Annotated in this window: 16 protein-coding genes and 2 rRNA genes (1 of these 18 running past the window's edge); 9 read left to right on the top strand and 9 right to left on the bottom strand. The window is 36.5% G+C overall.

Features of this window, described 5'->3' with window-relative positions; all coding sequences use genetic code 11:
• The first annotated feature begins 48 nt into the window (after nt 1–48).
• Entirely contained in the window at nt 49–2,658 is a 2,610-nt protein-coding gene (locus tag FW778_RS04820; RefSeq protein ID WP_150413479.1) for a PKD domain-containing protein, read from the top strand.
• A 59-nt stretch (nt 2,659–2,717) separates the two neighbouring features.
• Here FW778_RS04820 and FW778_RS04825 read toward each other — a convergent pair whose 3' ends face one another.
• A complete protein-coding gene (locus FW778_RS04825; RefSeq protein ID WP_150413480.1) occupies nt 2,718–3,332 on the bottom strand; it encodes a hypothetical protein in 615 nt (204 codons plus the stop codon).
• 243 nt (nt 3,333–3,575) lie between these two features.
• On the opposite strand from FW778_RS04825, the gene FW778_RS04830 reads away from it, so the two are divergent.
• Nucleotides 3,576–4,256 (top strand): valine--tRNA ligase, encoded by a 681-nt coding sequence (locus FW778_RS04830; RefSeq protein ID WP_150413481.1) that lies wholly within the window; start codon nt 3,576–3,578, stop codon nt 4,254–4,256.
• 19 nt (nt 4,257–4,275) lie between these two features.
• Here FW778_RS04830 and proC read toward each other — a convergent pair whose 3' ends face one another.
• From proC to recG, 4 genes are all read right to left on the bottom strand, one after another.
• Entirely contained in the window at nt 4,276–5,070 is a 795-nt protein-coding gene (gene proC / locus FW778_RS04835) for a pyrroline-5-carboxylate reductase (protein WP_150413482.1), read from the bottom strand.
• Between the two features lie 189 nt (nt 5,071–5,259).
• A complete protein-coding gene (locus FW778_RS04840; RefSeq protein ID WP_150413483.1) occupies nt 5,260–6,285 on the bottom strand; it encodes a PorP/SprF family type IX secretion system membrane protein in 1,026 nt (341 codons plus the stop codon).
• An 11-nt stretch (nt 6,286–6,296) separates the two neighbouring features.
• Nucleotides 6,297–9,929 carry a DUF7948 domain-containing protein gene (locus FW778_RS04845; RefSeq protein ID WP_235906023.1) on the bottom strand — a complete coding sequence of 1,211 codons (3,633 nt, stop codon included), beginning with the start codon at nt 9,927–9,929 and terminating at the stop codon, nt 6,297–6,299.
• A gap of 171 nt (nt 9,930–10,100) precedes the next feature.
• Entirely contained in the window at nt 10,101–12,233 is a 2,133-nt protein-coding gene (gene recG, locus FW778_RS04850) for an ATP-dependent DNA helicase RecG (protein WP_317132376.1), read from the bottom strand.
• A gap of 314 nt (nt 12,234–12,547) precedes the next feature.
• Here recG and FW778_RS04855 point away from each other — a divergent pair, with 314 nt between their 5' ends.
• The 5 genes from FW778_RS04855 to FW778_RS04875 all read left to right on the top strand — a co-directional run bounded on the left by FW778_RS04855 (nt 12,548) and on the right by FW778_RS04875 (nt 19,813).
• Nucleotides 12,548–13,321 carry a murein L,D-transpeptidase catalytic domain family protein gene (locus tag FW778_RS04855; RefSeq protein ID WP_150413485.1) on the top strand — a complete coding sequence of 258 codons (774 nt, stop codon included), beginning with the start codon at nt 12,548–12,550 and terminating at the stop codon, nt 13,319–13,321.
• Nucleotides 13,322–13,436: 115 nt separating this feature from the next.
• Nucleotides 13,437–14,408, top strand: coding sequence for a Gfo/Idh/MocA family protein (locus FW778_RS04860; RefSeq protein ID WP_150413486.1), 972 nt, complete (start codon nt 13,437–13,439; stop codon nt 14,406–14,408).
• A 15-nt stretch (nt 14,409–14,423) separates the two neighbouring features.
• Entirely contained in the window at nt 14,424–15,818 is a 1,395-nt protein-coding gene (locus FW778_RS04865; protein WP_202552074.1) for a sugar transferase, read from the top strand.
• A 61-nt stretch (nt 15,819–15,879) separates the two neighbouring features.
• Nucleotides 15,880–18,873 carry a M1 family metallopeptidase gene (locus tag FW778_RS04870; RefSeq protein ID WP_150413488.1) on the top strand — a complete coding sequence of 998 codons (2,994 nt, stop codon included), beginning with the start codon at nt 15,880–15,882 and terminating at the stop codon, nt 18,871–18,873.
• A gap of 22 nt (nt 18,874–18,895) precedes the next feature.
• Nucleotides 18,896–19,813 carry a hypothetical protein gene (locus FW778_RS04875; RefSeq protein ID WP_150413489.1) on the top strand — a complete coding sequence of 306 codons (918 nt, stop codon included), beginning with the start codon at nt 18,896–18,898 and terminating at the stop codon, nt 19,811–19,813.
• 74 nt (nt 19,814–19,887) lie between these two features.
• Here FW778_RS04875 and FW778_RS04880 read toward each other — a convergent pair whose 3' ends face one another.
• The gene (locus FW778_RS04880; RefSeq protein WP_150413490.1) at nt 19,888–20,889 is read right to left on the bottom strand and encodes a YncE family protein; all 1,002 of its coding nucleotides are present in this window, start codon (nt 20,887–20,889) and stop codon (nt 19,888–19,890) included.
• A 208-nt stretch (nt 20,890–21,097) separates the two neighbouring features.
• Between FW778_RS04880 and FW778_RS04885 the strand changes: the two genes are divergently transcribed.
• Entirely contained in the window at nt 21,098–21,811 is a 714-nt protein-coding gene (locus FW778_RS04885) for an SDR family oxidoreductase (protein ID WP_150413491.1), read from the top strand.
• A gap of 471 nt (nt 21,812–22,282) precedes the next feature.
• Nucleotides 22,283–23,317: a hypothetical protein gene (locus tag FW778_RS04890; RefSeq protein WP_150413492.1), complete on the top strand. Its 1,035-nt coding sequence runs from the start codon at nt 22,283–22,285 to the stop codon at nt 23,315–23,317.
• 49 nt (nt 23,318–23,366) lie between these two features.
• Here the strand turns inward: FW778_RS04890 and FW778_RS04895 are convergent, their stop codons facing one another.
• The 3 genes from FW778_RS04895 to FW778_RS04905 form a co-directional block, all read right to left on the bottom strand.
• The gene (locus FW778_RS04895; RefSeq protein WP_235906025.1) at nt 23,367–24,347 is read right to left on the bottom strand and encodes a 3-keto-disaccharide hydrolase; all 981 of its coding nucleotides are present in this window, start codon (nt 24,345–24,347) and stop codon (nt 23,367–23,369) included.
• A 113-nt stretch (nt 24,348–24,460) separates the two neighbouring features.
• Nucleotides 24,461–24,572, bottom strand: a 5S ribosomal RNA gene (gene rrf, locus FW778_RS04900).
• A 106-nt stretch (nt 24,573–24,678) separates the two neighbouring features.
• Nucleotides 24,679–24,980: ribosomal RNA gene (locus FW778_RS04905) — 23S ribosomal RNA — on the bottom strand (it continues 2,582 nt past the right edge of the window).

A 24,980-nucleotide genomic window follows, 5' to 3' on the forward strand; every position in this document is an offset into this window, starting at 1 on the left:
GTGAGACTTTTTTGTGTAATTTAATATCATAAATTACGTCAGTTTTAAATGAAAAAAATCCTACTCATATGCATAATTTTTTTCATGGTATTTCCATGCATGGCTTCGCATATTGTAGGTGGCGAAATGACTTATGAGTATGTGGGCCAGGGTTCAGCTCCCAATACCAGTAAATATACTATCACCCTAAAATTATTCCGAGACGAGAATTGTACAAATTGTGCGCAAATGCCTGCTGATGTTTGGATAGGCATCTATAATAATGACAATGGTTCTGAAATTATTGATCCTGGAAGCGGACATAACTATTTTGATGTAGTGAAAGCCAGCGAAAGTCTTGTGCCGGTTAATCCATTTCCTCCCTGCATTTCCAACCCACCGGTACTTCAGTATGATGTTGCAATTTATACACTGCAAGTTACTTTGCCGGATAATGTAAAAGGATATGCGGGAGCTTATCAAACCTGTTGCCGCGTACATCCTTTGGAAAATGTATTTAATGATTCAGGTTCAGGCGGTGGAACCGGTTCAACCTATAGTTGTTCTATTCCCCCGGTACATGATAGCTCTCCGCAGTTTGCCACCAGTATAGATGCGATCTGCCAGAAAAAGCATTTTACATTGCAGTATAATGCTTCTGATAAAGATGGAGATTCTTTGGTGTATGCTTTTGCTCCGGCTTATAACAGTGGTGCAATCACAGATTCAAGAAATGTAAACCCTGCGGCCCCTGCTTATGGTTCAGTGAACTATATTAATGGCTACACTTCCCAGGATCCTTTAGGTGACAAAGCCGTCATCGATCCTCAAACTGGTATTATTAGCGGCATTGCACCTGGTGTTGGAGAATATGTGGTATGCGTTGCCGCTAGATCTTATAGAAACGGAGTTTTTGTAAGTGAGCATAGAAAAGATTTCATTGTTAACGTTACCAATTGTGATTTTGCAGGAGTTGAACTGGACCCCAAACCAGTAAGTTGCGATGGATTTTCTGTGGATTTTTCAAATGATAATAATTCTTCTCAAAACCAAACATTTTATTGGGAGTTTGGAGACCCGGCAAGTGGAGTTTCCGATACATCAACCCTTAAAACTCCAACACACGTATATAGCGATACGGGGGCTTATGTTTATAAGTTAGTGATCAACCGGGGCCAGCAGTGTTCGGATTCTGCTACACAAATACGATCAGTATATCCCGGGTTTTTTCCGGGGTTTACGTCGACCGGCCGATGCGTTAATACTGCTATTCAGTTTAACGATACTACCAAGTCAAGATACGGGGCAGTAAGTGCATGGCGCTGGAATTTTGGCAACCCTGCTGCGACTAATGATACATCTATAATAAAAAATCCGGCTTACACTTATTCCGCCACAGGTAATTATCCCGTGCAATTAACTGTTTCGAACAGTAAGGGATGTATTAAAACCATCGCTGACACAATCGCGATAATAGATAAGCCCGCGTTTGATGTCACCAATGATACATTAATATGCTCAATAGATACGTTGCAACTAACTGCTACCGGTACGGGCAGTATTGTTTGGACTCCCAATTATAATATAAATAATGAGAATAGTTTTAACCCGTTAGTAAGCCCCAAAACAACTACGACTTATTCGGCAACCTTAACTGAAACGGCAGGATGTTTTGCTACCAAATCTGTTGTGGTAAATGTTATTGACAATGTAACTTTAAATGCGGGCAACGATTCTACTATTTGCCAAACGGATTCAATAAGATTAAATCCCGTGAGTGACGGATTGCATTATGTATGGACTCCCGCTGTATCATTAAACAACAATACAGTAAAAAATCCAACGGCAGCACCATCAATAAACACTACTTTTCATGTGGTGGCTAGCATAGGCAAATGTAATGCAGCGGATGATGTGTTCATACGTGTTGTGCCATATCCCAATGCAAATGCGGGCGTAGATACCACGATTTGTTTTCCTGCAAGTATTCAATTACATGCTTCAGGTGGCACTTCTTACCTATGGTCTCCATCCACATTTTTAAGTAATCCAAATGTTGCTGATCCGGTGGCCACTCCTTCCCAATCCATAAGATATATTGTGGCGGTAACAGATGTGTTAGGGTGTCCCAAGTCTTCATTTGATAGTGTTCTTGTTTTGGTTGAAAAAATTGTAGCAGATGCGGGCCCAAGGGATACAAATATTGTCGTGAACCAGCCACTGCAGCTAAATGGTACCGGTGCAGAAACTTTTACCTGGAGTCCTTCAACGGGTTTAAATAACCCCGGTATTGCCAACCCGGTCGCCTTACTATCAGAAAGCCAGCAATATGTTTTAAAGGTGCAAAGTGCAGCAGGTTGCACGGGCACTGACACAATTAATGTAACAGTTTATAAAGTAGACCCGGGATTATATGTACCAAATGCGTTTACTCCTAACGGCGACGGAGTAAACGACGTTTTCAGGCCAATTCCTATTGGCATGAAATCTCTGAAATATTTTAAAGTATATAACCGGGGTGGCCAATTAATATTTTCAACTTCTATTCAGAACAAAGGATGGGATGGAACCTTTAAAGGGAAACCGCAGGATACCGATGTTTTCGTGTGGATAGTTGAAGGCTTGGATTACCAGGGCAAAATTATCTTTCAAAAAGGAAGCGTTACATTAATAAGATGATGCATCGATCTGCAAATTGCAAGTCAATTAAAAAGCTTGCTTATTAACCAATTCGCCATCTATCTTCTTCTACCCTCGAACAATCCAATATTGTAACCGGCACGAATGATTGGATTGCTTCTTCCAAGCCCATCAATATATGGTGAATTTTTGTCGCCCAACACATCCCATGAAACAGAGAGGAAGTAATAAGTATTACTACCTCTATATCTTCCGCCGGCATAACCTGCACCTAATAAAAGACTGCTGGCGCTTACATTATTTTTTGCCGGTAAATAGCTACCGTTAGTTGCAGGAATGTACTTTAAATGAATCATGTTATATTCATATTGGGCTGAGGCAAATAAAAAATTTACAGGAAACAATCTTACAAAAGCGCCGGGTCCATATACCGTTTGCCTGAGTTTATCTCCATAATCCTGATAATCTCTTTGCGAAGTGTAATTAAGATTAAAGGTGATGCCTGCATCAGCCCAATTGGTTAAACTATAGCCGAACTGAGGAGTTATTCCTAAAATAGTCGAATAACTTGAAAAGCCCGCGGTAGCACTTCCACCGGTAAATAATTTTTCTTTTTTAAAGCCACCTTTTGTTTCGTCTTTTCTTTCTTCATCTTGTTGTGCAAACGCATGAAACGAAAGTGCTACGAAAAGAACCACAATAATTTTTTTCATAATTTTTTATTTAACCTACAATTGGCCATACCAAATATTACGACCTTGAAATTGTTTCTATAATAAAATTTATAAATTTAAACGCCTTATTTTCAATTATATAAATTTCGCTATAAAACATTACCCACAACCACCCAAGTATTTTTTTATAGAAATTTTAAAAAAAGATTTACAAATTGTAACAAAATACGAAATCAATCGTATATTTGAGTACGAGATTGTTCGTAATTAAAAATTAAAATCATGAAAACTATTATTCAATCAGCATTTCCCTTTATTGGAACATTACTAATTGTTGCAATAATTTTTACAGCTATGTCATTTCGCAACCCTTATGGTTCAGAAAATAATAACAAGGCAGTTCTTTTAAACGATACAATTCCCGGCACACAATTGAACATAAATGTTGATGTTCAAAAAGCATTAGAAGAAGCCAATAAGGCAATAGCATCAATTGATTTTACCAAAATAATGAATGAAGTACAGCAGGCGTTGAAACAAGTAGACATGCAAAAAATACAATTGGAAGTTCAGCAGTCTTTAAAGAAAATTGATTTTGAAAAAATGCAGAAAGAAATAGATGCTTCTTTAAAGAGTATTGACTGGAACAGCGTTAATAAAAACATTGATAGTTCCATGAAAAAAATAGACTATAATAAAATGAAGAAGGACATTGAGAAAAGCATGGAACAACTAAAGAAGCAATTAAACAGTAAAGAATTTCGTGAGTCTATGCAAAAATTTAAAGATGTGGATATGAAAAAATTAAAAGAAGAAATGAATAAAGTGAAAATAGAGACAGATAAAAACAGGGAACAATTACAGAAAGAATTGCAGAAAATAAAAGAAGAAAACAAATCAAAAAATACAGCCACCACTATCTTCGGAATGGGTATTAAAAGAGATGGTTTCGTTTATATTTAAAAATGATTTAAAACCTCAATTAGTCTTTTGCAATTTTATTATAACTAACCGCGATTCCTTTAATCAATGATGAGCTAAAACCCTGGTGTTCCATTTCATTTAAACCTGCAATGGTGCAGCCTTTAGGAGTAGTAACTTTATCTATTTCTTCTTCCGGGTGTGAGCCCTTTTGTAATAATAATTCAGCAGCTCCTTTTACAGTTTGTGCTGCAATAAGACTTGCAGTGGCGGCGTCAAAACCAATTTCGATGCCGCCCTGTATATTTGCCCTGATGTAACGCATGGCATAAGCCGTTCCGCAGGCGCCTAATACAGTTGCCGCTTCCATTAATTTTTCGTCGATCATTGCAACTTTGCCCAGTGTTGAAAATAAATTTTTTACATAATTGATTTGCGCAGGAGCAGCATTTGTAAAACTGAGGCAAGTCATACTTTCCTGGATGGCAATTGCCGTATTAGGCATTGCCCTAAAAATGGGAATTTTGATGTTTACAATTTCACCAATCTCTGTAATGAGTACACCGGTAACTACTGAAACCAAAATGTGTTTTGCTGTTAATTCTTTTTTGAAACTATTTAATACATCACTTACCTGGTAAGGCTTTACAGCAAGTATTACGAGGTCGCTATTACTAACTGCTTCGGCATTGTCGGTGGTAATTTTCACACCTTTATCTTTTAATTTTTGTAACGTTAGCACCTTCCTTTTCGTAATCGTTACTTCAGATGCTTTGCAGAATTTACTTTTTAATAATCCCTCAGCTATTGCTGATCCTAAATTTCCACCTCCGATGATGGCAATTTTTTTACCCATAAAAGATTTTATTAATTAAAACATTATAAGATAGAAACATCTTAAATACACTTTGAAAATATTTAAGCTTTACAAAATAACATCATATTTTATAAGCGTAGATTATTGTTTTAAAAACAACTTTGAATTGTTGGTAACCATTAGCAGAAACAGGATGTAAACATTTTTATAAAAAAAAGAAATATAAAATCAGAAGACGGGGCACAACGCCTGCTTTCTATCACCATTGAATTCGTTATAAAAACCTTTTTTAAGTAAATTAAATTCACTTGCGCCAAATGAGTGATTGAAATTTTTTAGAGAAGAAGCAGTAACATCGTAACTAAAAGTGAACCGGATATTATTTACTTCAAGACCTACCATGGGAATAACTGCATCTCCATAACGGTAATATAATCCACCAATAATTTGTTTTTCGCCATGTTCCGATAAATTATATGCAGCATTCATCCCGAAAACCAATTCACGTGCTTTAGCCTGAGTGGTATAATATATATTTGGATTAATAATTACCTGATCGGCTACTTTAAACAATCCATTGAGGAACGCAATATGCCGCATTGAAATTTGATTGTCACCATTGTCTTCAAAGAACGTTTCTTTGGGCTGATTAACATGGTGAATTGAATAACCGGCATTGATATAAATATCTTCTGTAGGGAAATAAGCATAGTTCATGCCCACCTGCAAATCGAAGTAATTAATATTATTATTTGCCAGCACAACAGAAGTCGGTTGAGTTCCATCAAAAAATTTTCCATCAAACTGGTCGGGATAAGTAAGCTTACTTTGATCGATTCGCTTATTTGCCCAGCCCACATTAAAGCCGGCAGTGAGTAAGCTACTAAGCCCAAGCTCCTGATGGTAGGCAATGGATGCATATACCTTTGTGGATGTGAGGCTTCCTGTACCCGCAACATCTCTCAAAATTACTCCGCCTAACCCAAGCCATCCTGTTTCAATTTTATTTCTAAAAACCTGGGCATCACCAAAAATACTCATGGTTTTATATGGCTGTGCCATAATATTGGAATATTGATTTCTGTAGGATGCGCCTAAACGGTAATCTGCATCGGGTATAAAACCAGTATTTGCCGGGTTAGTAAGTAAGGGATTATTGAAGAATTGTGAAAAATGGAGATCCTGCGCAACTGTTCCGTCATATACAATGCAGCTAAGAGATATAACAATTAATATTTTAAAGGAATTCTTCATAAAAAGTAATATTATCTTAATAAAGTAATATCCCCGGTTTTTCTATACTTCGTTCCATCCGAAAAAGTCACATCTAACGTATAGGCATAAACGTCCAAGGGCTGAATTTTACCTTTAAATGTTCCATCCCACGAACTTTTTATATTATTACTTTCAAAAACTTTTTGCCCCCACCTATTATAAATAATCCAGTGCATTGCAGCAATGCCAAATCCTGCAACACTTATTCTTCCATTGATACCAAACCTACCCGGCGTAAATGCCGAAGGCACATCCACCAGTGGTCTTATCAACGAGCGAACATCAATACAGGTATCGTCGCTGCAACCTGCGTCATTAGCTGCATTCAGGCACACTTTATAAGTAGCAGTTTCAGGGAAAATATGAGTCGGATTAACCTGCGCCGAAGTATCTCCATCTCCAAAATTCCAGATATATTTTGTAGCGCCAGTTGATTCATTTGTAAAGTTTGTATAAGTATTTTCCAAAGGCGGGTTTGGACTATAAGTAAAGGAAGCCACCGGTATCGGGCTCACTGTTATTGTAAAGCTGGCGGAATCCACTTTATTACATGATGTTGAGTCGAATGCTTTTAATTTAACTACATAAGTCCCAACTCTATCATACAGGTGAGATGGATTATCTGCTGTGGAAGGAGCACTACCATCCCCAAAATCCCATATAAATGAAAGACCGCCGAGCGAATTATTAGTAAAAGCCGCGGTATAAGGCACACATCCACGAGCTGGTGTTTGAAACAAAGCCTGCACCTGCGGGGAAAGCCGTACTGTTTTTACCGTGTCTGCAGGGGAGTTACAAAAAGTTGAATCATTAATTGAAAGTTTAACTATATACGTTCCGGGGCCTGCGTAAGTATGCACTACCGGTGGTGTTTTACTTGCAGTTACCGGCGGAGTATTATCGCCAAAATCCCAGGTGAAAGTATTGGGGTTAAACGCACCCCTGGTAGGTATAGAAGTATTCGTAAAACTGTAACTCAGGTTAGTGCAAGGCGGCAGTTTGTTTGGGATAAAATCTAAAAGCAATTTATTATCTCCCGCTTTAATGTGCGTATAGGCGGTATCAAAAATATTACAGGTAGTGCTATCTACGGCAATAAGCCTTACGAGGTAATTTCCAGTTGCATTATAAACATGCGAATTATCGGGAGCAGTTGTTGTGTCTCCCGAACCATCTCCAAAATTCCAATAATAAAGTTTGCCTTTCTTTAAGGTATCAGTAAAATCTACCTTTAGCGGCACACACCCGGTTGTATCATTAGCAACGCCGTCTATTGATGCCCGTACTCCAGCCTGAACACCTGCAAAATTCATTTCAATCTTAAGCATACCCAGATTACATTCTCCTCCCGCAGTTGCAAGGTTTCTGCTGGACCAAACGCCAAATGAGCCATTGAAAGAAACAGTGCGAAAGCAATTAGCGCACAACGCTTCATAAATAACGCCATTCCTGTCAAACCTGCTGGTACCACCATCAACATGGTCACCAAAGGTTAACGGGTTATTTACACCTTCCGGCGGGTCTTCCTGTCCGAAGAAAGTACCATACAACTGGGAGGCCGCATCTTTTTTCAACACAAAGAAATAAAAGTCGCTGCCTGATGCATCTGTTTGCGGTTTTATGGCGTCAGGGGTCGTTGGCATTCCCCGGGTATTTCCTTCTCCAAAGCCGGTATTTGATTTACCTCCCCATCCTGATACATATACGTTTTCGCAACGGTCAACGAGGAATGCAGTAGGAGAAATATTTGGCAAATTTGGTGGACCGGTGGACCCAAATACAGTGGAATAAATGTAGTTGCTTAAATCCGGTTTTAATTTGGAAATAAATTGCTTTGCATTGGCATTTGAAAAGAAAGTAGCCGAGCCAACAGGTTTTACTATTGGCCAGGAACCAGTGGTGGTGCCTGTAACATAAATATTGCCGAATTTATCCGTTTCAATTCCGTAAACCTGGTCAGCGCCGGTAGTTCCTAAATAAGTCCCTCGCAAAGCAGCAGTTCCCGAGTTATTAAGCTCAACAACAAAACCATCGCAAACGCCACCTGCATTCGCGGAGCTTATTACTCCGGAAGATGAAACACCGGGCAGATCAGCGCTTGCCGTTCCGCCCGCCACATATATGTTATTGGCAGGGTCAAGAACTAACACATATGCCGCATCGTCCTGGTCTCCTCCTAAAAAAGTGCTGAAGAGAACATTATTACAATCGGGATTAAGTTTTAAAACAACACCATCCTGCTTGTAATTAGCACCAGGTTGAGTTTGAAATGCACCGGCGGTGGTTTTAAACCAGTTTGTTGGAGTATTTGGTTTTGTTGATTGGGTACAGGATGCTAAATATATGTTATTAGCCCCATCCAGCAGCACTTCACTGCGGGCATCATCGCCATAATTTCGTTTTAAGGATGAACCTCCGCTATTACCTGTTTCATCTTTAATATTTACGCCATCATCTCCCTGTCCTCCAATTCTCATTGATCCAATTAGCGCATTGCCTGCTGCATTTAATTTGGTAACAACAATATCCCATCCCCCCCCAGGGCCATAAACACCCGTAGTTGTAGGATAATCCGATGACTTCGATCTTCCAGCAATAACTAAATTTCCCTGCGGATCAACTATGAGGCTATGGGGCTGGTCTGCATCGCCACCACCTATATAAGTTGCATAAATTCTATTTTTCCCATTCGGGCTAAGTTTAATAATGGCAATATCAAAGTCGCCATTAAACGTGTTATCATAAGCCCCTGTTGAAGCTGGAAACCCTTTATCAAAAGCAATTCCGCCTCCATAAAAACTTCCATCAGGTCCGTAGGTTGCAGTAAATCCCCAGTTATCAGCAGTACTTCCAGAATAACTAAAAAATATTTCCGTAGGATCGATTATAAGAATTTTAGACGGATCATAATTTTTCACTTTAAACTTCACAATATCCTTATCTACTACATACCTGCAATCCAATTCCTGCCTGCTGTTATCAACAACCTGGTAAGTATATGGCGAGAGTTCTTTATTATCGCCAAGTGAAGTGGATACTACGAGTTGTTTATTTTTTACAGAGATTTTATTTGCGCCGGTATACTTCATCGCTATGTTATTAATATCAGCACCGGGATGTATAATAAAATCGTATTTTAAATTGCTTGCTGCATCTGAATAATAGCGAACATCAATACCCCGATAAACATTCTTATAAGTTATACCCTGGTAAATTCTGCAATTGGAAGCCCATTTGCTTTTATCATTTCCTATAAAATAATTGTTAACTGATGGTATCGGTTTATCAGGGATTATTTCAGCATTTTTTGAATTTAAAAACTGAACATTGTAAGCGTAAGAACGAATCTTAGTTCCTTCCCCCTGTTTTATGGTAGATCCCATAGCCTCCTTGTGCCTCCTTTCTTTTAAGTTCAAAACATCGTCCGGATTATTTTGGGCAACAGTATATCCATTTTGTTGTAAATAAAATTCACCGCTGCCAGCATGGCTCATAAATTTTACCTGGCTGTTCCATTGGCCCTTATTCTCGATAAATTCGATTTGAGAAAATGCATTTTGACCAACAGCAAAAGTTGTTATTATAGCTATAATAAAGATTTGAGGAAACTTAAATATTCTCAAGGCAAATATTTGATTTATGACTGAAAAGGTATAATAAAGTTTATCAAGGAAATCAGGAATGAATTGGAAATATTAAAAACTAAATTTACGAAACAAACGCAATAGAAGTTTTAAAAAAAAGCTTTCATTTATTATTTAATATGCAATTAACAATACGGGTTTACGGAATGTTCAGGAAATTTTACTCCACACAGTTTTCCCTTTGTAAAGCAACAAAAAATTTTTTAAACATTCATTACCGGCCATAGAAAGATTGGGATCTTCATCAATAATTTTTTGCGCCGAATACCGGGCCGCTTCAAGCATTTTTTTGTCTTCAATAATATTGGCAAGCTTAAAATTGAGAATGCCACTTTGCCTTGTTCCCTCAATGTCTCCCGGCCCACGAATTTCAAGATCTTTTTCAGCAATTTTGAATCCATTGTTGGTGGAGCACATAATTTTCAGGCGCTCTTTGGCATCGGCGGAAAGCCTCACTTTTGTAAGTAAAATACAATAACTTTTTTCACTTCCACGCCCTACTCTACCCCTTAACTGGTGCAATTGTGGAAGCCCAAATTTTTCCGCACTTTCTATCAGCATCACGCTTGCGTTAGGCACGTTCACGCCTACTTCAATTACTGTTGTGGAAACCATTATTTGAGTATCACCTTTTATAAACCGTTCCATGTTCGCCTGCTTCTGAACCGATTTCTGGCGGCCATGCACCATACTTATGTAAAACCCGGGCTCAGGAAAAAATGCCTTCACTTCTTCATAGCCTTTCATTAAATTTTCAAAATCGAGCTTTGCTGATTCTTCAATCAACGGATAAATAATGTATGCCTGCCTTCCCAGCTTTATTTCGCTTTTAATAAAATCCATCACCTGTGGTCTTGCATATTCCATCCTGTGAACAGTCGTTACCGGTTTTCTTCCCGGAGGCAATTCATCCATTATACTATAATCAAGATCTCCATAGGCAGTTAATGCAAGTGTACGAGGAATAGGAGTTGCTGTCATTACCAATACATGTGGACTTATTTCGTTCTTTTTCCAAAGTTTTGCCCGTTGTGCTACCCCAAACCTATGTTGCTCATCGACAATGGCAAGACCTAAACTCCGGAATAACACATTATCTTCAATAAGCGCATGAGTTCCTGTTAATATCGTTATTTCGCCATTGGCAGTTGCCTGCAGTATTTCTTTTTTTTCTTTTGCTGATGAAGAACCAGTGAGTATTCGCACCGTCACAGGAATATTCCGGAGAAGTGAACTCAAACTTTCGTAATGTTGGCGGGCAAGAATTTCGGTGGGCGCCATGAAACAACTTTGATATCCGTTATCAGCCGCGATGAGCATACTCATGAGAGCCACTATTGTTTTACCGCTCCCTACATCGCCCTGTAAAAGGCGATTCATCTGCTTTCCGCTGCCCATATCCTTTCTTATTTCTTTAAGCACCCGCTTTTGAGCCCCGGTTAACTCGAAAGGAAGGTTATTATTGTAAAACTCATTAAAACAGTCACCTACCTTATTAAACACCAACCCTTTGGAAAATGAATGTCTTTTATAACGGATGAAGCCTAGACGAAGTTGAGAAATAAACAATTCTTCAAATTTCAAACGTTTTAATGCATCAAGATACTCCTGCTTATTTACGGGAAAATGTATTTGCCTAAAAGCCTGGTACCGGCCAATTAAATGGTACGTTGACAGAACAGATGTGGGAAGGTTTTCCGAAACATCTTTTTCACTAAGCATTTGCAGGAGCGTGTACGTTAGTTTTGCTATCTGCCTGCCCCCAAGATTCCTTGCCTTTAATTTCTCAGTACCCGGATAGACCGGCTCCAGAAATAAATTTTTTTCAACGACGCCTTCTGTAACTTCCTCCATCTCGGGGTGAGAAATTTGCGGAGTATTCATAAAAAATCCGGCCTTGCCAAAAACCCTGTACCTGCGTCCAACGTGTAAAGATTTTTCGAGCCAGTTGATGCCCTGGAACCAAACCAATTCAAGTTCACCGGTTCCATCGTGTAGACTTGCCACAAGGCGCCTTCCTCTTTTTTCCCCAATAATTTCCAGTGAAGTAATTTTTCCAACAACCTGCACATATTCAGTTTCAGTTGTGATTCTATTAACATTCGTTATTTGCGTTTTGTCTATATGCCGAAAAGGAAAATATTCCAGCAAATCATTAAATGTAAAAATGGCTGCTTCTTTTTTCAAAAGATCAGCTCTCAGCGGGCCCACTCCTTTTAAATATTCTACAGGGCTGCTTAATATGGAAGGCTTATTTGTAATCAGAAATATTTTTACAAATATAAGAGCAGAAAAAAGTTCAGTATTAAATGATGATGATTAACGCAATAAAAAAGAAAAAATTAAGTTATAACAGATATCCTAATACAACTTATACGGTGTTAAAAAAGTTATAAATAGAGTTCTAAACGGCCATTAATTATTGTAAGAATTAGGATAGATAAGCATTGTGTAGTATTTTTACAGTCGCTTATAAAAACAAAATCCAATTTTTTAAAAGCATTATCCTTTAGCTAACTGATAATATGAAAAACTGTGAACTATTTTTAGTTCATCATTTTCAAAAATCGATTTTTAAATTATTATAAATAGTACTGATGAGTAAGTCATTAAAGAAATTCTCTGTTTTCATTTCCTCATTTTTTATTTTTCTAATTCATTTACCATTTGTATTCGCAAAAACAATACCTCATAAAAATTTAACGTCTCCTGTATCAATAGGTGCTTCTAAGGTGACTTATAGTACGCATGATGGCGAAGTACCCAACTCGAACAAGGTAAGTGCTTATGATAGTTTGCAATTAAACACAATGGGCCTGAGCAAGCAGGCGTTTGATTATGCCATCAGGGGCTTTAAGTCGCTTCTTGCTATGGGTAAACTAAATAATGATTCTATTATTTCAATTGTTGACTTCAGCCTTTCTTCGGCTAAAAAAAGATTATTTGTTATTGACCTTAAAAACTATAAAGTTTTATACAATACTTATGTGGCACACGGCCGAAATTCCGGCGCTGAGTTTGCAGAGCAATTTTCAAATAATCCAAGGAGTAATAAAAGCAGTCTTGGCTTCTATGTTACCGGAAACACCTATGATGGTGAACACGGATATTCACTACATCTTGAAGGCGAAGAAAAAGGGATAAATGATAATGCCTACAAAAGAGCCATCGTAATGCATTGTGCCGATTATGTAAACGAAAGATATATAGAAAGTAAAGGATATATTGGCCGCAGCCTCGGTTGCCCTGCAATACCAAAGCAAGTTTACAAGCCTATTATTAATGAGATAAAAGATGGTAGTTGTCTTTTCCTCTACAGTCCCAATCAAGATTATATTTCGCATTCAATATTTTTAAAAAATGCATCCTGATATTGTCGCTAACTGCAATCTTTTTGAAGACTACAATTATTGATAAGTAAAAATTTAGTTTTATTATTCCGATTATTTCTCAGTTGTTACCTTTATCGCAATTAAATTGTGCATTATGCTAAAAGTTGGTGTTTTTGGTGTAGGACATTTGGGTAAATTTCATCTTAATAACTGGAAGGAAATAGATACTGTAAAGGTTGTGGGGTTCTATGATCCGTCTGATGAAAATGCTTCAGCCGTTAAGGAACAATACGGCTTAAAAAGATTTAAGACACCTGCCGCATTAATTGACGTTTGCGACATTGCAGATATTGTTGCTCCAACAACTATGCACCATGAGCTTTGCAAAATGGCCATCTTAAAAAGCAGGCATGTATTTGTAGAAAAGCCACTCACCAATACAATAGCTGAAGCAAAAGAAATAGTAAAGCTTACTAAAGAAGCTAATATAAAATTGCAGGTGGGACATGTTGAAAGATATAATCCCGCGTTTCTTGCGCTTAAAGAATATGACCTTAATCCGATGTTTATTGAGGTACATCGTTTGTCTCAGTTCAATCCACGAGGCACGGATGTAAGTGTGATACTCGATTTAATGATTCATGATATTGATATTATTTTAAGTATTGTAAAAAGCAGCGTAAAAAATGTTTATGCTAATGGCGTAAATGTGTTAAGCGATACACCCGACATTGCAAACGTGCGCATTGAATTTGATAATGGATGTGTGGCCAATCTTACTTCATCAAGAATAAGCATGAAAAAAATGAGAAAGATGCGCCTCTTTCAAAAAGACTCTTACATAAGCATCGATTTTCTTGATAAAAAGACAGAAGTTATAAAATACAAAACGCCTTCCGATAAAAACGTTTTCACTTTTGATATAGAAACCAACACCGGCAAAAAAACAATTGCGATAGCAGCGCCCATCATAAAAGAAAACAATGCTATTAAGATGGAACTACAAAGTTTTGTAGACGCTATTTTAAAAAATAAACAAGTAGTTGTAAGCGACATTGATGGTTATCGTGCTATGGAAGTAGCGCATCTTATTCTTGAAAAGATAAACCGCAACCAGCTTAATTAAATAATCCAAAGAAAATTGGCGAAGCCACTTCCGATAATTTATTATGCATTAGGCGACTTTATTGCCGCTTCCGTTTGCTGGATAATTATCTATTACCTCTTCATAAAATTTTATGCCGGTTCTTTTGGGTTCAGTTATAAATATTTTCTGGAGCTTGGCCTTTATGCAAGCGGGTGGGTTATGCTTTATCATTTATCCGGGGCTTACAAGAATATCTATTACAAATCAAGAATAAATGAAATGGTAAACACTTTTGTAAATACTCTTACAGGATGTGTAATTCTTCTTATTCTTTTTATTTTATATGAAAAACAAATAGATAACACTCTTTTTTACAAAGGGTTTTTTATAGTTCTTTCCATCCAGTTTTTTACAACATATTTATTAAGATCAATTTTACTATCCAAAGCCCATGGCCAATTACAAAGGCAACAGGTATGGTTCAATACACTTATTGTTGGCAGCAATGAAAATGCATTGCAGCTTTATAAATCTGTTATTGATAACACAGAAAAAACGGGCTATCAAATTCGTGGATTTGTAGCTCTCGATAATAATATTTCCCCCGCGTTAGAAGCTCATACACCATTGCTTGGATCATTGAAAACTACTCATAAAATTATAGAGGACTATAATATAAAGGAAGTAATTATTGCCCTTGAAAATAATGAGAAAGTAAACCTGGAGAAAATTTTACAACTGCTGAATGAGAAAGAAGTAAATGTAAAAATGGTTCCGGATAAACTGGATATTTTAAGCGGAGCTGTAAGGACTACGAATGTTATGGGCACGCCATTAATTGAAATTCATTTAGGATTGATGGATGTATGGCAGCAAAATATTAAACGGCTAATCGATGTATTGGTTTCTGTTTTTGGCCTTATCGTTTTTTCACCATTGATATTATACGCTGCCGTTAGAACGAAGTTATCTTCTAAAGGAGATATTTTTTTCCTACAAGAGCGAATTGGCTATAAAGGCCGGCCGTTTACCATCTACAAGTTTCGTTCTATGATAACGAATGCAGAAAAAAACGGGCCTATGCTCAGTAGCAGGCATGATGAAAGAATTACCAGCTGGGGGAAAATAATGCGCAGGTGGAGGCTGGACGAACTCCCGCAATTCTGTAATATTTTAAAGGGTGAAATGAGTTTGGTTGGGCCCAGGCCGGAAAGGAAATATTACATTGATTGCATTGCAGATAAACATCCTGAATATAAATTACTATTGAAAGTGAAGCCTGGTTTAACAAGTTGGGGAATGGTAAAGTTTGGCTATGCAGAAAACATAGAAGAAATGATTGAAAGAATGAAGTACGATATTATTTACATTGAAAATATTTCACTGGCACTCGATTTTAAAATAATAATTCATACCATAAGAATAATTTTATTAGGAAAAGGAAAATAATGTCAGTTGGCTAATTACATCACAGGTACATTTATTTTTTATATTTGATGAAATAACTGTTTTGAAAAAATTCTTAATAATATTTTCTTTCATCTTTGTAGTTCTTGCTTCCGCAAATTGTCAATCATTAAAAAAAACGCAAGATGCTATTGGCAATTATTTTCAACAAAAAACAGATTATAAAATTGATGTTTCACTGAATGATGTCGACAACACTTTAGATGGCTTTGAAACAATTAACTACACCAATAATTCACCGGACACTCTCCGTTTTATATGGTTTCATCTTTGGCCAGATGCTTATAAAAACGACCGCACGGCATTTAGTGAACAACTATTACAGTTGGGCAGAACAGATTTTTATTTTAGTGATAATGAAATACGAGGATACATTAACAGGCTCGATTTTAAAGTTGATGGCGTAACGGCACAACTTGAAGATCATCCGCAGTATATTGATATTTCTAAACTTATTTTACCAACGCCACTTGCGCCAGCACAAGCAATAAAAATTACCACACCGTTTCATGAAAAAATTCCTTTCAACTTTTCGAGAGGTGGATATGTAGGACAGACCTACCAGGTAACACAATGGTATCCCAAGCCGGCAGTATATGATGCTAAAGGATGGCACCCGATTCCTTATTTAGACCAGGGCGAATTTTATAGTGAGTTTGGAAATTATGATGTTCTGATTACTATTCCAAAAGACTATGTAGTGGCTGCAACCGGTGAATTACAAAATGCAGATGAACTAAATTTTTTAAAAGAAAGAGAAAGTGAAAGTGAATGGAACCTGCCAAAACCCAAACAGAAAGTTGCTGTTGTAAAAGAAATTTCAATCCAAAATAACAAAGCGAAAAAAAATTCGCAATCGAAAACAAAATCAAAAACACCAATTAAAAAAGGTAATCATCATTTACCTGCAAAATCGAATTCCCCGATTAAGCATGTAATTGAAAATCCTGTTTACACATCAAAGCAAAAAGAAGAAACAAAAACGATAAATTATATTCAGAACAATGTTCACGACTTTGCGTGGTTTGCTGATAAAAATTTTATCGTAAATCATGATACATTGAAGTTAGCTTCAGGAAAAATTATTAATGTTTATGCATACTACACACCTGCTGGAAAAAATACCTGGAAAAATAGTATCCGGTTTATAAAAGATGCGGTAACAACGCGAAGCAAATGGCTTGGCGAATATCCATACAACGTCGTATCCGCAGTTGAAGCAAAAATGGGCTTTAATGGAGGAATGGAATATCCAACGATTACATGTATTTCACCCATGCCTGATGAAAAATCGCTTAACCTTACGATAGAACATGAAGTAGGACATAACTGGAACTATGGGATATTGGCAAGCAATGAAAGAGACCATCCATGGATGGACGAAGGCATGAATACTTTTTTTGATAACCGTTATAAAAAGATAAAATACGGTGATGATCGAATTCAAAAAAATAAACAGGATTTCATTAATAATAAATTGCCCGATGATGAAACAGACCTTGAGTGCAGAACAGAAATAACCAATAAGAAAGACCAGCCCATAGAAACAACTTCAGAAAATTTTTCAGAATTGAATTACGGATTAACCGCGTATTATAAAACCGGAAAATGGATGAAAGTTTTGGAAGATTATGTAGGTGAAAGTTTATTCGATAGTTGCCTTCACGAATATTATAACAGGTGGAAGTTTAAACATCCTCAACCGCAAGATTTTAAAAAGGTAGTTGAAGACGTTAGTAAAAAAAACGTTGATTCCATTTTTTTAATGTTACATCAAAAAGGAAATATTGAACCTGCAGAAAAGAAAGACTTGAAACTCTCTGCTTTGTTCAATTTTAACGAAACTGACAAGCATAACTATATATTTCTTTCTCCCGCGGCAGGATTTAATTATTACGATAAATTTATGGTTGGAGCGCTGGTTCATAATTACACTTTGCCAGAACCAACATTTCATTTTATTGTGGCGCCAATGTATGCCACTGGCAGCAAAACTTTTACAGGAATCGGGAAAGTTGGTTATAACTTTTTAAGTTATGGATTGATAAGAAAAGCAGAGCTATCAGTAAGCGCTGCAAAATTTTCCGGGGATGATTTTACCGATTCAACAGGAACAAAAAACTATCTTGGATTTTCAAAAATTGTCCCCTCATTAAAAATAATTTTCAAAAACAAAAATGCAACCAGCAACATTACAAAAAGTATTCAATGGAAAACATATTTTATTAAAGAAACAGGTTTATTATTTTCAAGAGATACCATCAACCAAACGGACGTCATTTCTTACCCTAAGCTTAACCGTTATCTTAATCAATTACAATTGAAGATTGAAAACAACCGGGTATTATACCCTTATTCAGGATTGCTGCAGGCGGAACAGGCAAAAGATTTTGTTCGCCTTGCTTTTGAAGGAAAATATTTTTTCAATTATGCAAAAGGCGGTGGAATGAACGTAAGACTATTCGGAGGAAAATTTATTTACCTCGGCGATAAAACCATTCTTAAAGAATTTGAAACTGACAGGTATCATTTAAACATGACGGGCGCCAATGGTTATGAGGATTATACTTACAGCAATTATTTCGCAGGCAGAAATGAATTCCAGGGATTCCGTTCTCAACAAATAATGATAAGGGATGGAGGATTTAAAGTTCGGTCAGATTTACTTGCAAATAAAATTGGTAAAACTGATGACTGGCTCGCCGCGGCAAATTTTGAAACTGATTTCCCTAAGAAATTTAATCCATTACAAGTTCTTCCTTTTAAAATTCCTTTGAAACTATTTTTTGATGCAGGAACGTATGCCGAAGCCTGGAAAACGAATGCTCCTTCCGGTAAGTTTATTTATGATGCAGGGTTTCAGGTATCGATCGTAAAAAATTTAATCAACATTTATGTTCCTGTTATTTACAGTAAAATATATGCTGACTATTTTAAATCAACTATTACGGATAAACGCTTTTGGAAAAATATTTCATTCAGTATTGATATACAAAATTTCAGGTTTTATAAATTTTTCGATCTTCCTCAATTATAAGGCTCATTAAAAAAAATTTGAATTGAAAGTCTCATATCTGCCGCAGGCAAATATTGATAAGCAAAAATGGGATCGCTGTATTGATACTGCGCCTAACGGATTAATTTATGCTTATTCATTTTATCTTGATGCAATGAGTAAAAACTGGGATGCATTAATACTAAATGACTATGAAATAGTAATGCCTTTAACCTGGAATAAAAAGTATGGTGTGCATTATTTATACCAGCCTTTTTTTACAAAGACTTTAGGAATTTTTGGTAATATTTCAGACGAAATAGTAAACTTGTTTTTACATGCTATTCCTAAACATTTCAAATACCTTGATATAGATTTTAAAGAAAATATAATAAACCCTTACAAGGTTACATTACAAGATCTCCAATTAAAAAAAAGAGATAATTTTTTATTGGATCTAAACAAAAAATACGAAAAGATTTATAGCGAATATAAAAGACTTACCGTACGTATGTTAAAAAAAGCTGCTGCACATAACGTTGAAGTTTTAAGAAACCGCAATGTAAATGAAGTGATAGATTTCTATCGCAAATATTATGCAACTGAACATCCTGAAATTGGGTTAGATGATTATAAAAGATTGAAAGATGCATGTAATATTGCTTCAAAAAAAAAGCAAACAGCAACTTACGTTGCGGAAAGTAACGGGCAGGTTATAGCAGTTTACCTGGTATTAAAAGACGAAAAATTTATTTATTCATTAATTGGAGGCAGCAACAAAATGGGCAAAGATTGTGGCGCATTTTATTTACTAACCGATTCAGCAATTAAAGATCACTCAGGCACTAATCGCACATTTCGATTTGAGGGATCCGATAAGAAAGGAATTGCTTTTTTCAATATGCAGTTCAATCCTGTCCCGATACATTATTATCATTTGACTTTAAACAGGCTGCCCTGGCCGGTAAAATTATTTAAGTAAAATCTAGCTTAGGCTATTCTAATTACAACAAAACAAATATGTAAAAGTAAAGCGGTTGAAAATTAAACCAAATCTTATTTCTTTTTCACCACTAAAACCTGGAAGCTGCCTGGAACCATTGGTGGCCGCCGTTCTCCGCTTACTGCAGGTTTAAAGTTTGCTGTAGGTAAATAGACTATATGCGTTAGTGGATCAACTGCTAAAGTTCTTGCACCTCTTTTTGTCGGTACATTTTCTATAACATCATACTTATCTTTTGAAATTTCTTTAATTATTGTAAGTGTTCCCTCTCCATTTGACGAATACACATAATTTAATGCCGGATCAAAAGCAGTACCGTCGCATCCCTCTCCAATTGCCGGGGTGCTCACCACAGAGCCATTTTCTGCATTCAACACCACTAGCATTTTGTTTTCACATCCTGCAAACAATCTTTTTGTTTTTCGATCAATCGATAAACCAGAAGGAGATTTTCCAGGCGCGATGGACCATGTGTTCTCTACTTTTAAACTCTTCATATCAATTTCGCTGATAGCACTTCTATTTTCAATATTTACAAATACTTTTCCGGCTCCATCACTAACCGCGGTTTCTGGTTTGCCACTCAAAGCAATAGTATCTACCACCCTATCAGTTACGGGATCAATTATAGAAAGACTATTACTTCTTCCATTGCATGTAATAATTTTTTTTGAATAATCTTCATAAAAAATTGCGTCCGGATTTATACCCGTCGGAATTTGAGCTAATATTTTATTTGTGTTGAGATCAAATACAGTTACATTGTTCAGCCTGCCATTACTGGTATATCCTTTATTTAATTCATTATCGAAAGCAATGCCATGTACGCCTGTTGTATTAGGAACCTCGCCAAGCGAATCACCATTATTCTTGTCGATAATGTTTACCAGTGTGCCGTGCGACACATATAATTTATTTTTATTAACGGCGATGTAATCCCATCCGCCAGGGCCCGCAATGTGAAAACTATCGGTAAGGCGATAGCCGGAAGATTGGGCAAATAAATTTGTTTTTCCAATAAAAAAGAGTAAACAAATAATAGAGATTTTTTTCATGGAAGAAAATTTTATTTGAAGATGAAAATAAAAATTAATTATGAAGAAAATCTGAAGTTTGCTTAAGGTGTTTGAAAGATACATTCAAATACTAAAACCTTTAAAAGTTGTCGAAGCTGGAATTAGCAATGAACTTAATATAATTTAAAGTGTTATTTTAGAATTGACATATACATAAATAAATTCAAAAAATTTAAATAAACGTTTTATGAATACACTCAGTAATAAAGTAGCCTACGTAACAGGCGGAAGCAAAGGAATTGGTTATGGCATAGCAAAAGAATTATTAAGTATTGGCATGAGGGTAGCGATTACAAGCCGCGATGCAGCTGCAGCCACACAAGCGGCAACGTCACTAAGTAAGGATCCGTCAATGATATTAGGATTAGCATCAAATGTTAGTTCTCTTGATGATGAAATAAAAACAGTTAAAGAGATCATTAATCATTTTGGGCAACTTGATGTTTTAGTAGCTAATGCAGGGGTTGGGCATTTTGCGCCTATTGATACTTTATCGGAAGAAGATTGGAAAAACACTATTGACACTAATCTTACTGGAGTTTTTAACAGCGTAAAAGCAAGTATGGATGCATTAAAAAATTCCAAAGGATATATAATAACTATTGCCAGTCTTGCCGGTACTAACTTCTTTGAAAACGGCGCCGCTTACAATGCCAGTAAATTTGGGCTGGTCGGTTTTTCACAAGCTATTATGCTCGACCTCCGGAAATACGATATTAAAGTAACAACCATTATGCCCGGTTCAGTTGCAACTCATTTTAACAATCATGTACCCAATGATGCTGATGCATGGAAGATTCAACCTGAAGATATTGGAAAGTTAGTTACTGACCTTTTAAATATGCATCCACGCACACTTCCCAGCAAAATAGAAGTGCGTCCGTCAAAACCAGGAAAATAAACTAACGGTATAGGGTATTTGAAAATAGGCCTTCAGCGCCCGCTCACCATACAAAATATATTTTGTTTGAAAATCCCAGTGAATTTGTTGCTAATGTAGGTCTATGGTTGTTTCTAATTTATGGCAAATAGCAAGTAATAAAATATTCGCCCTATTGATTACGCATCTAAAATAGAAGTATAACGGTAGAGTTTAAACGAAGCCGCAATGTGGTTTAACTTTTGGCAACCTTGCCTGCAGTGGTGGATGGCGATTTTCTGTGCCATACAAGTGTAATAGTTTTAAAATCTCAAGCCCTTTCTGCTGCCCGCGCGAGAAGTAAGTAATAATACATTATCGGGTTATTTTGAATTTCTGAAAAAATCGGTTATTTTAGGCCTCTTATTTTAATAACTGATTTATCTTCAGCTTTATATTTCCCCAAATTCCATTTAAAACCGCTACCGAATTCGATTACCAACAAGATAACTCATGAAGAGACTTTTACTTATTCTTATTCTTCAAAATTTTGCTTCAGCAATATTTGGCCAGTCATTTACAGTAGATGACCTTGTTAAAGTAGCTTCTCTACCTATAAAAAATATCGATCATTTCATGAATAAAAATGGCTATGAGCTGATAAGCAGTAAATCAGAGCATGAAATACTTGAAGCGAATTACAGTATAAGAATTAAAAAGAATAAAGCATACAATGGTCCAAAAAGGATAATGAATATTCAATTAAGTGATGAATTAAAATATTTCAATTTAACAACATCCTCTTTAACTGAATTTTTAAATGGCCGGCGTTTTTTAATAAAATCAGGTTTCTTTTACGACACGGAAAAAGATGTATCAAAAGACACGTCAATTTTATTCCAAAAGGGAAACATTTCGATTCAGTCAACACAAACAGCAGACAGCGGAACGCTCCGATATCAGTTTAGGTTAATAGAAAGGAAAATTCCAACAACGGTAAAGTATGCAGAGGATCTTCTGCAGTTTGACTCCAATGAACTGCTGGCGAGCTTTTTTGGAGAACAAAATATAAAAAAGGACATGTATTATTTTTCTGAGAAAGAGTTAAAAAAATGTTCAGTATTATTTAGTGGTACAAGATATCAGGTTGTTTTTGTTTGGGGGGATGAAAAAAACCTTAAGGACCTTTTGTACATTCTAGTACCTCATTCTCTTCCTACTGCAGGAGCCGAGAACAAAAATTCTGTTACCGGAAATAATGAATGGCAATTTCGAAATGGCATTTACCCCGGAATGGATTTAAAAGAACTGTTAAGGCTTAATGAAATGGATTTTAATATTTACGGCAATGCCTCAGAGCTGGCATTTATGGTAAAACCAGGAGTAAATGGTAAAATTGATTTTAAGAAAACTGCTGTGGTTCTCAACTGCGAAAATTGTGATGATCTGAAAATTTTCAATCAACACGAAGTAAGTGCTCTGGATATCGCTAAAAAAAATCTTCCCATGTATGTAAATGATGTCATCATTTACCCTTCACATCACTAGATAAAAAACTTCTACTAATCTAAAATTTAATTTTCTAAATCACTAGTAATTACTTCGCTGGAGTTAATATAATATTTCTGTAATCAATTGGGCCATGATCCCCCTGTATGACTAAAGGCCCCGGCTCACCTTCATTACTGTTAATTGCGCCGCCGGTAATACCAGGAATTTCGCGATTACAAATAATTGTAATACCGTTAGCAACAACTGTTACCATTCTGCCAACCAAGGTTACATCATAAGATTGCCATTGCCCTGCACCTTTTGCAACGAGTTCAGTAGGAGCAAGAAATCCATAAATTGAACCCAACTCATTTTTTACCGGCTCCTGGCCTCCGGTATCTTCAATCTGAACTTCATAACGCCCCCTAAGATATACACCGCTATTACTTTCCTTGGGATATCGAAATTCAATATGTAATTTAAAATCAGTAAAAGTATTATCAGTTACAAGATTTGCACCTGAGTGAGGGCTTCTCAAAAGACCTGAATCAACTATCCATTGGTTATTTCCTAAAGCGTGCCAGCCATTAAGATTTTTGCCGTTAAAAAGAGTAATTGGCTTGCCCCAAACTGGTGCTGATTTGCGTCTTAACGTCGGGGCTCTATAAGCAACATAGTTATACGTTTTTCCATTACTAAATGTCATATTGCCCGAAAGACTATCACCCCTAAGTATTCCTTTTACAATAAGGTCATTATCTTCCCTTTCCCATTGCGGCGGAATAGAAAAACTAAAGTTGCCATTGCTAAAATTTATTTTTGAAATAGGACGTGCACTTCCCCCTGTTCCTACGAATTCACCAACGAGTGTACGAAGTCCCGAACGATGAACCTCTAACCATGAAGGCAATTTTTTCCCATCCATATTAATAGTAATATCCCAACGTCCTTCAATGGTTGTCGTATCTTCTCTTATAAAGGAAGTATAAGCTTCCAAAGGAGAACCTAATGAATTTATTATCAAAAAAGGAAGTATGAGAAAGCCTAAATATATTTTTTTCGTGCACATCTTAAAGAATTTATTCATTATTTATGATTTAGGAAAAAACTTCAATTTAGCTATAAAAACTGATTCAAAACTTTATTGTCAAAATTTTTTAAACAAAAAAAGCCCCCCGATAAATCGGGGGGCTTAAATAAATATGGCAGCTACCTACTCTCCCACATTGTTGTGTAGTACCATCGGCCATGAGGGGCTTAACTTCTCTGTTCGGTATGGGAAGAGGTGAACACCCTCGGCAAAACCACCATAAAAAGATGGCAATAAGCTAATAACTAACGTTACCGGCTAACCGCTTAATAAATTAACATAAAGGGAAAGTTGTAATACCGTTTACAAGATTGTAAATTAAAATAAAAAAATAAAGCTTACGGGCAATTAGTACTACTCGGCTTTGGCATTACTGCCTTTATACCTGTAGCCTATCAACGTCATAGTCTTTGACGACCCTTAAAAGAAAACTCATCTTGTGGTTGGTTTCACGCTTAGATGCTTTCAGCGTTTATCCTATCCGTACATAGCTACTCTGCATTGCACCTGGCGGCACAACAGATACACCAGCGGTACGTACGACCCGGTCCTCTCGTACTAAGGTCATGTCCACTCAATTTTCTAACGCCCATCACAGATAGGGACCGAACTGTCTTGCGACGTTCTGAA

This window comes from Ginsengibacter hankyongi (assembly GCF_008710285.1).
GTDB lineage: Bacteria > Bacteroidota > Bacteroidia > Chitinophagales > Chitinophagaceae > Ginsengibacter > Ginsengibacter hankyongi.

Bases quoted from the DNA above. Each gene is read 5' to 3' on its own strand.
- FW778_RS04890 (WP_150413492.1), top strand. From the start codon at position 22,283: ATGAAGAGACTTTTACTTATTCTTATTCTTCAAAATTTTGCTTCAGCA.
- FW778_RS04855 (WP_150413485.1), top strand. From the start codon at position 12,548: ATGAGTAAGTCATTAAAGAAATTCTCTGTTTTCATTTCCTCATTTTTT.
- FW778_RS04880 (WP_150413490.1), bottom strand. From the start codon at position 20,889: ATGAAAAAAATCTCTATTATTTGTTTACTCTTTTTTATTGGAAAAACA.
- FW778_RS04830 (WP_150413481.1), top strand. From the start codon at position 3,576: ATGAAAACTATTATTCAATCAGCATTTCCCTTTATTGGAACATTACTA.
- FW778_RS04840 (WP_150413483.1), bottom strand. From the start codon at position 6,285: ATGAAGAATTCCTTTAAAATATTAATTGTTATATCTCTTAGCTGCATT.
- FW778_RS04825 (WP_150413480.1), bottom strand. From the start codon at position 3,332: ATGAAAAAAATTATTGTGGTTCTTTTCGTAGCACTTTCGTTTCATGCG.
- FW778_RS04820 (WP_150413479.1), top strand. From the start codon at position 49: ATGAAAAAAATCCTACTCATATGCATAATTTTTTTCATGGTATTTCCA.
- FW778_RS04885 (WP_150413491.1), top strand. From the start codon at position 21,098: ATGAATACACTCAGTAATAAAGTAGCCTACGTAACAGGCGGAAGCAAA.
- proC (WP_150413482.1), bottom strand. From the start codon at position 5,070: ATGGGTAAAAAAATTGCCATCATCGGAGGTGGAAATTTAGGATCAGCA.
- FW778_RS04860 (WP_150413486.1), top strand. From the start codon at position 13,437: ATGCTAAAAGTTGGTGTTTTTGGTGTAGGACATTTGGGTAAATTTCAT.
- FW778_RS04895 (WP_235906025.1), bottom strand. From the start codon at position 24,347: ATGAATAAATTCTTTAAGATGTGCACGAAAAAAATATATTTAGGCTTT.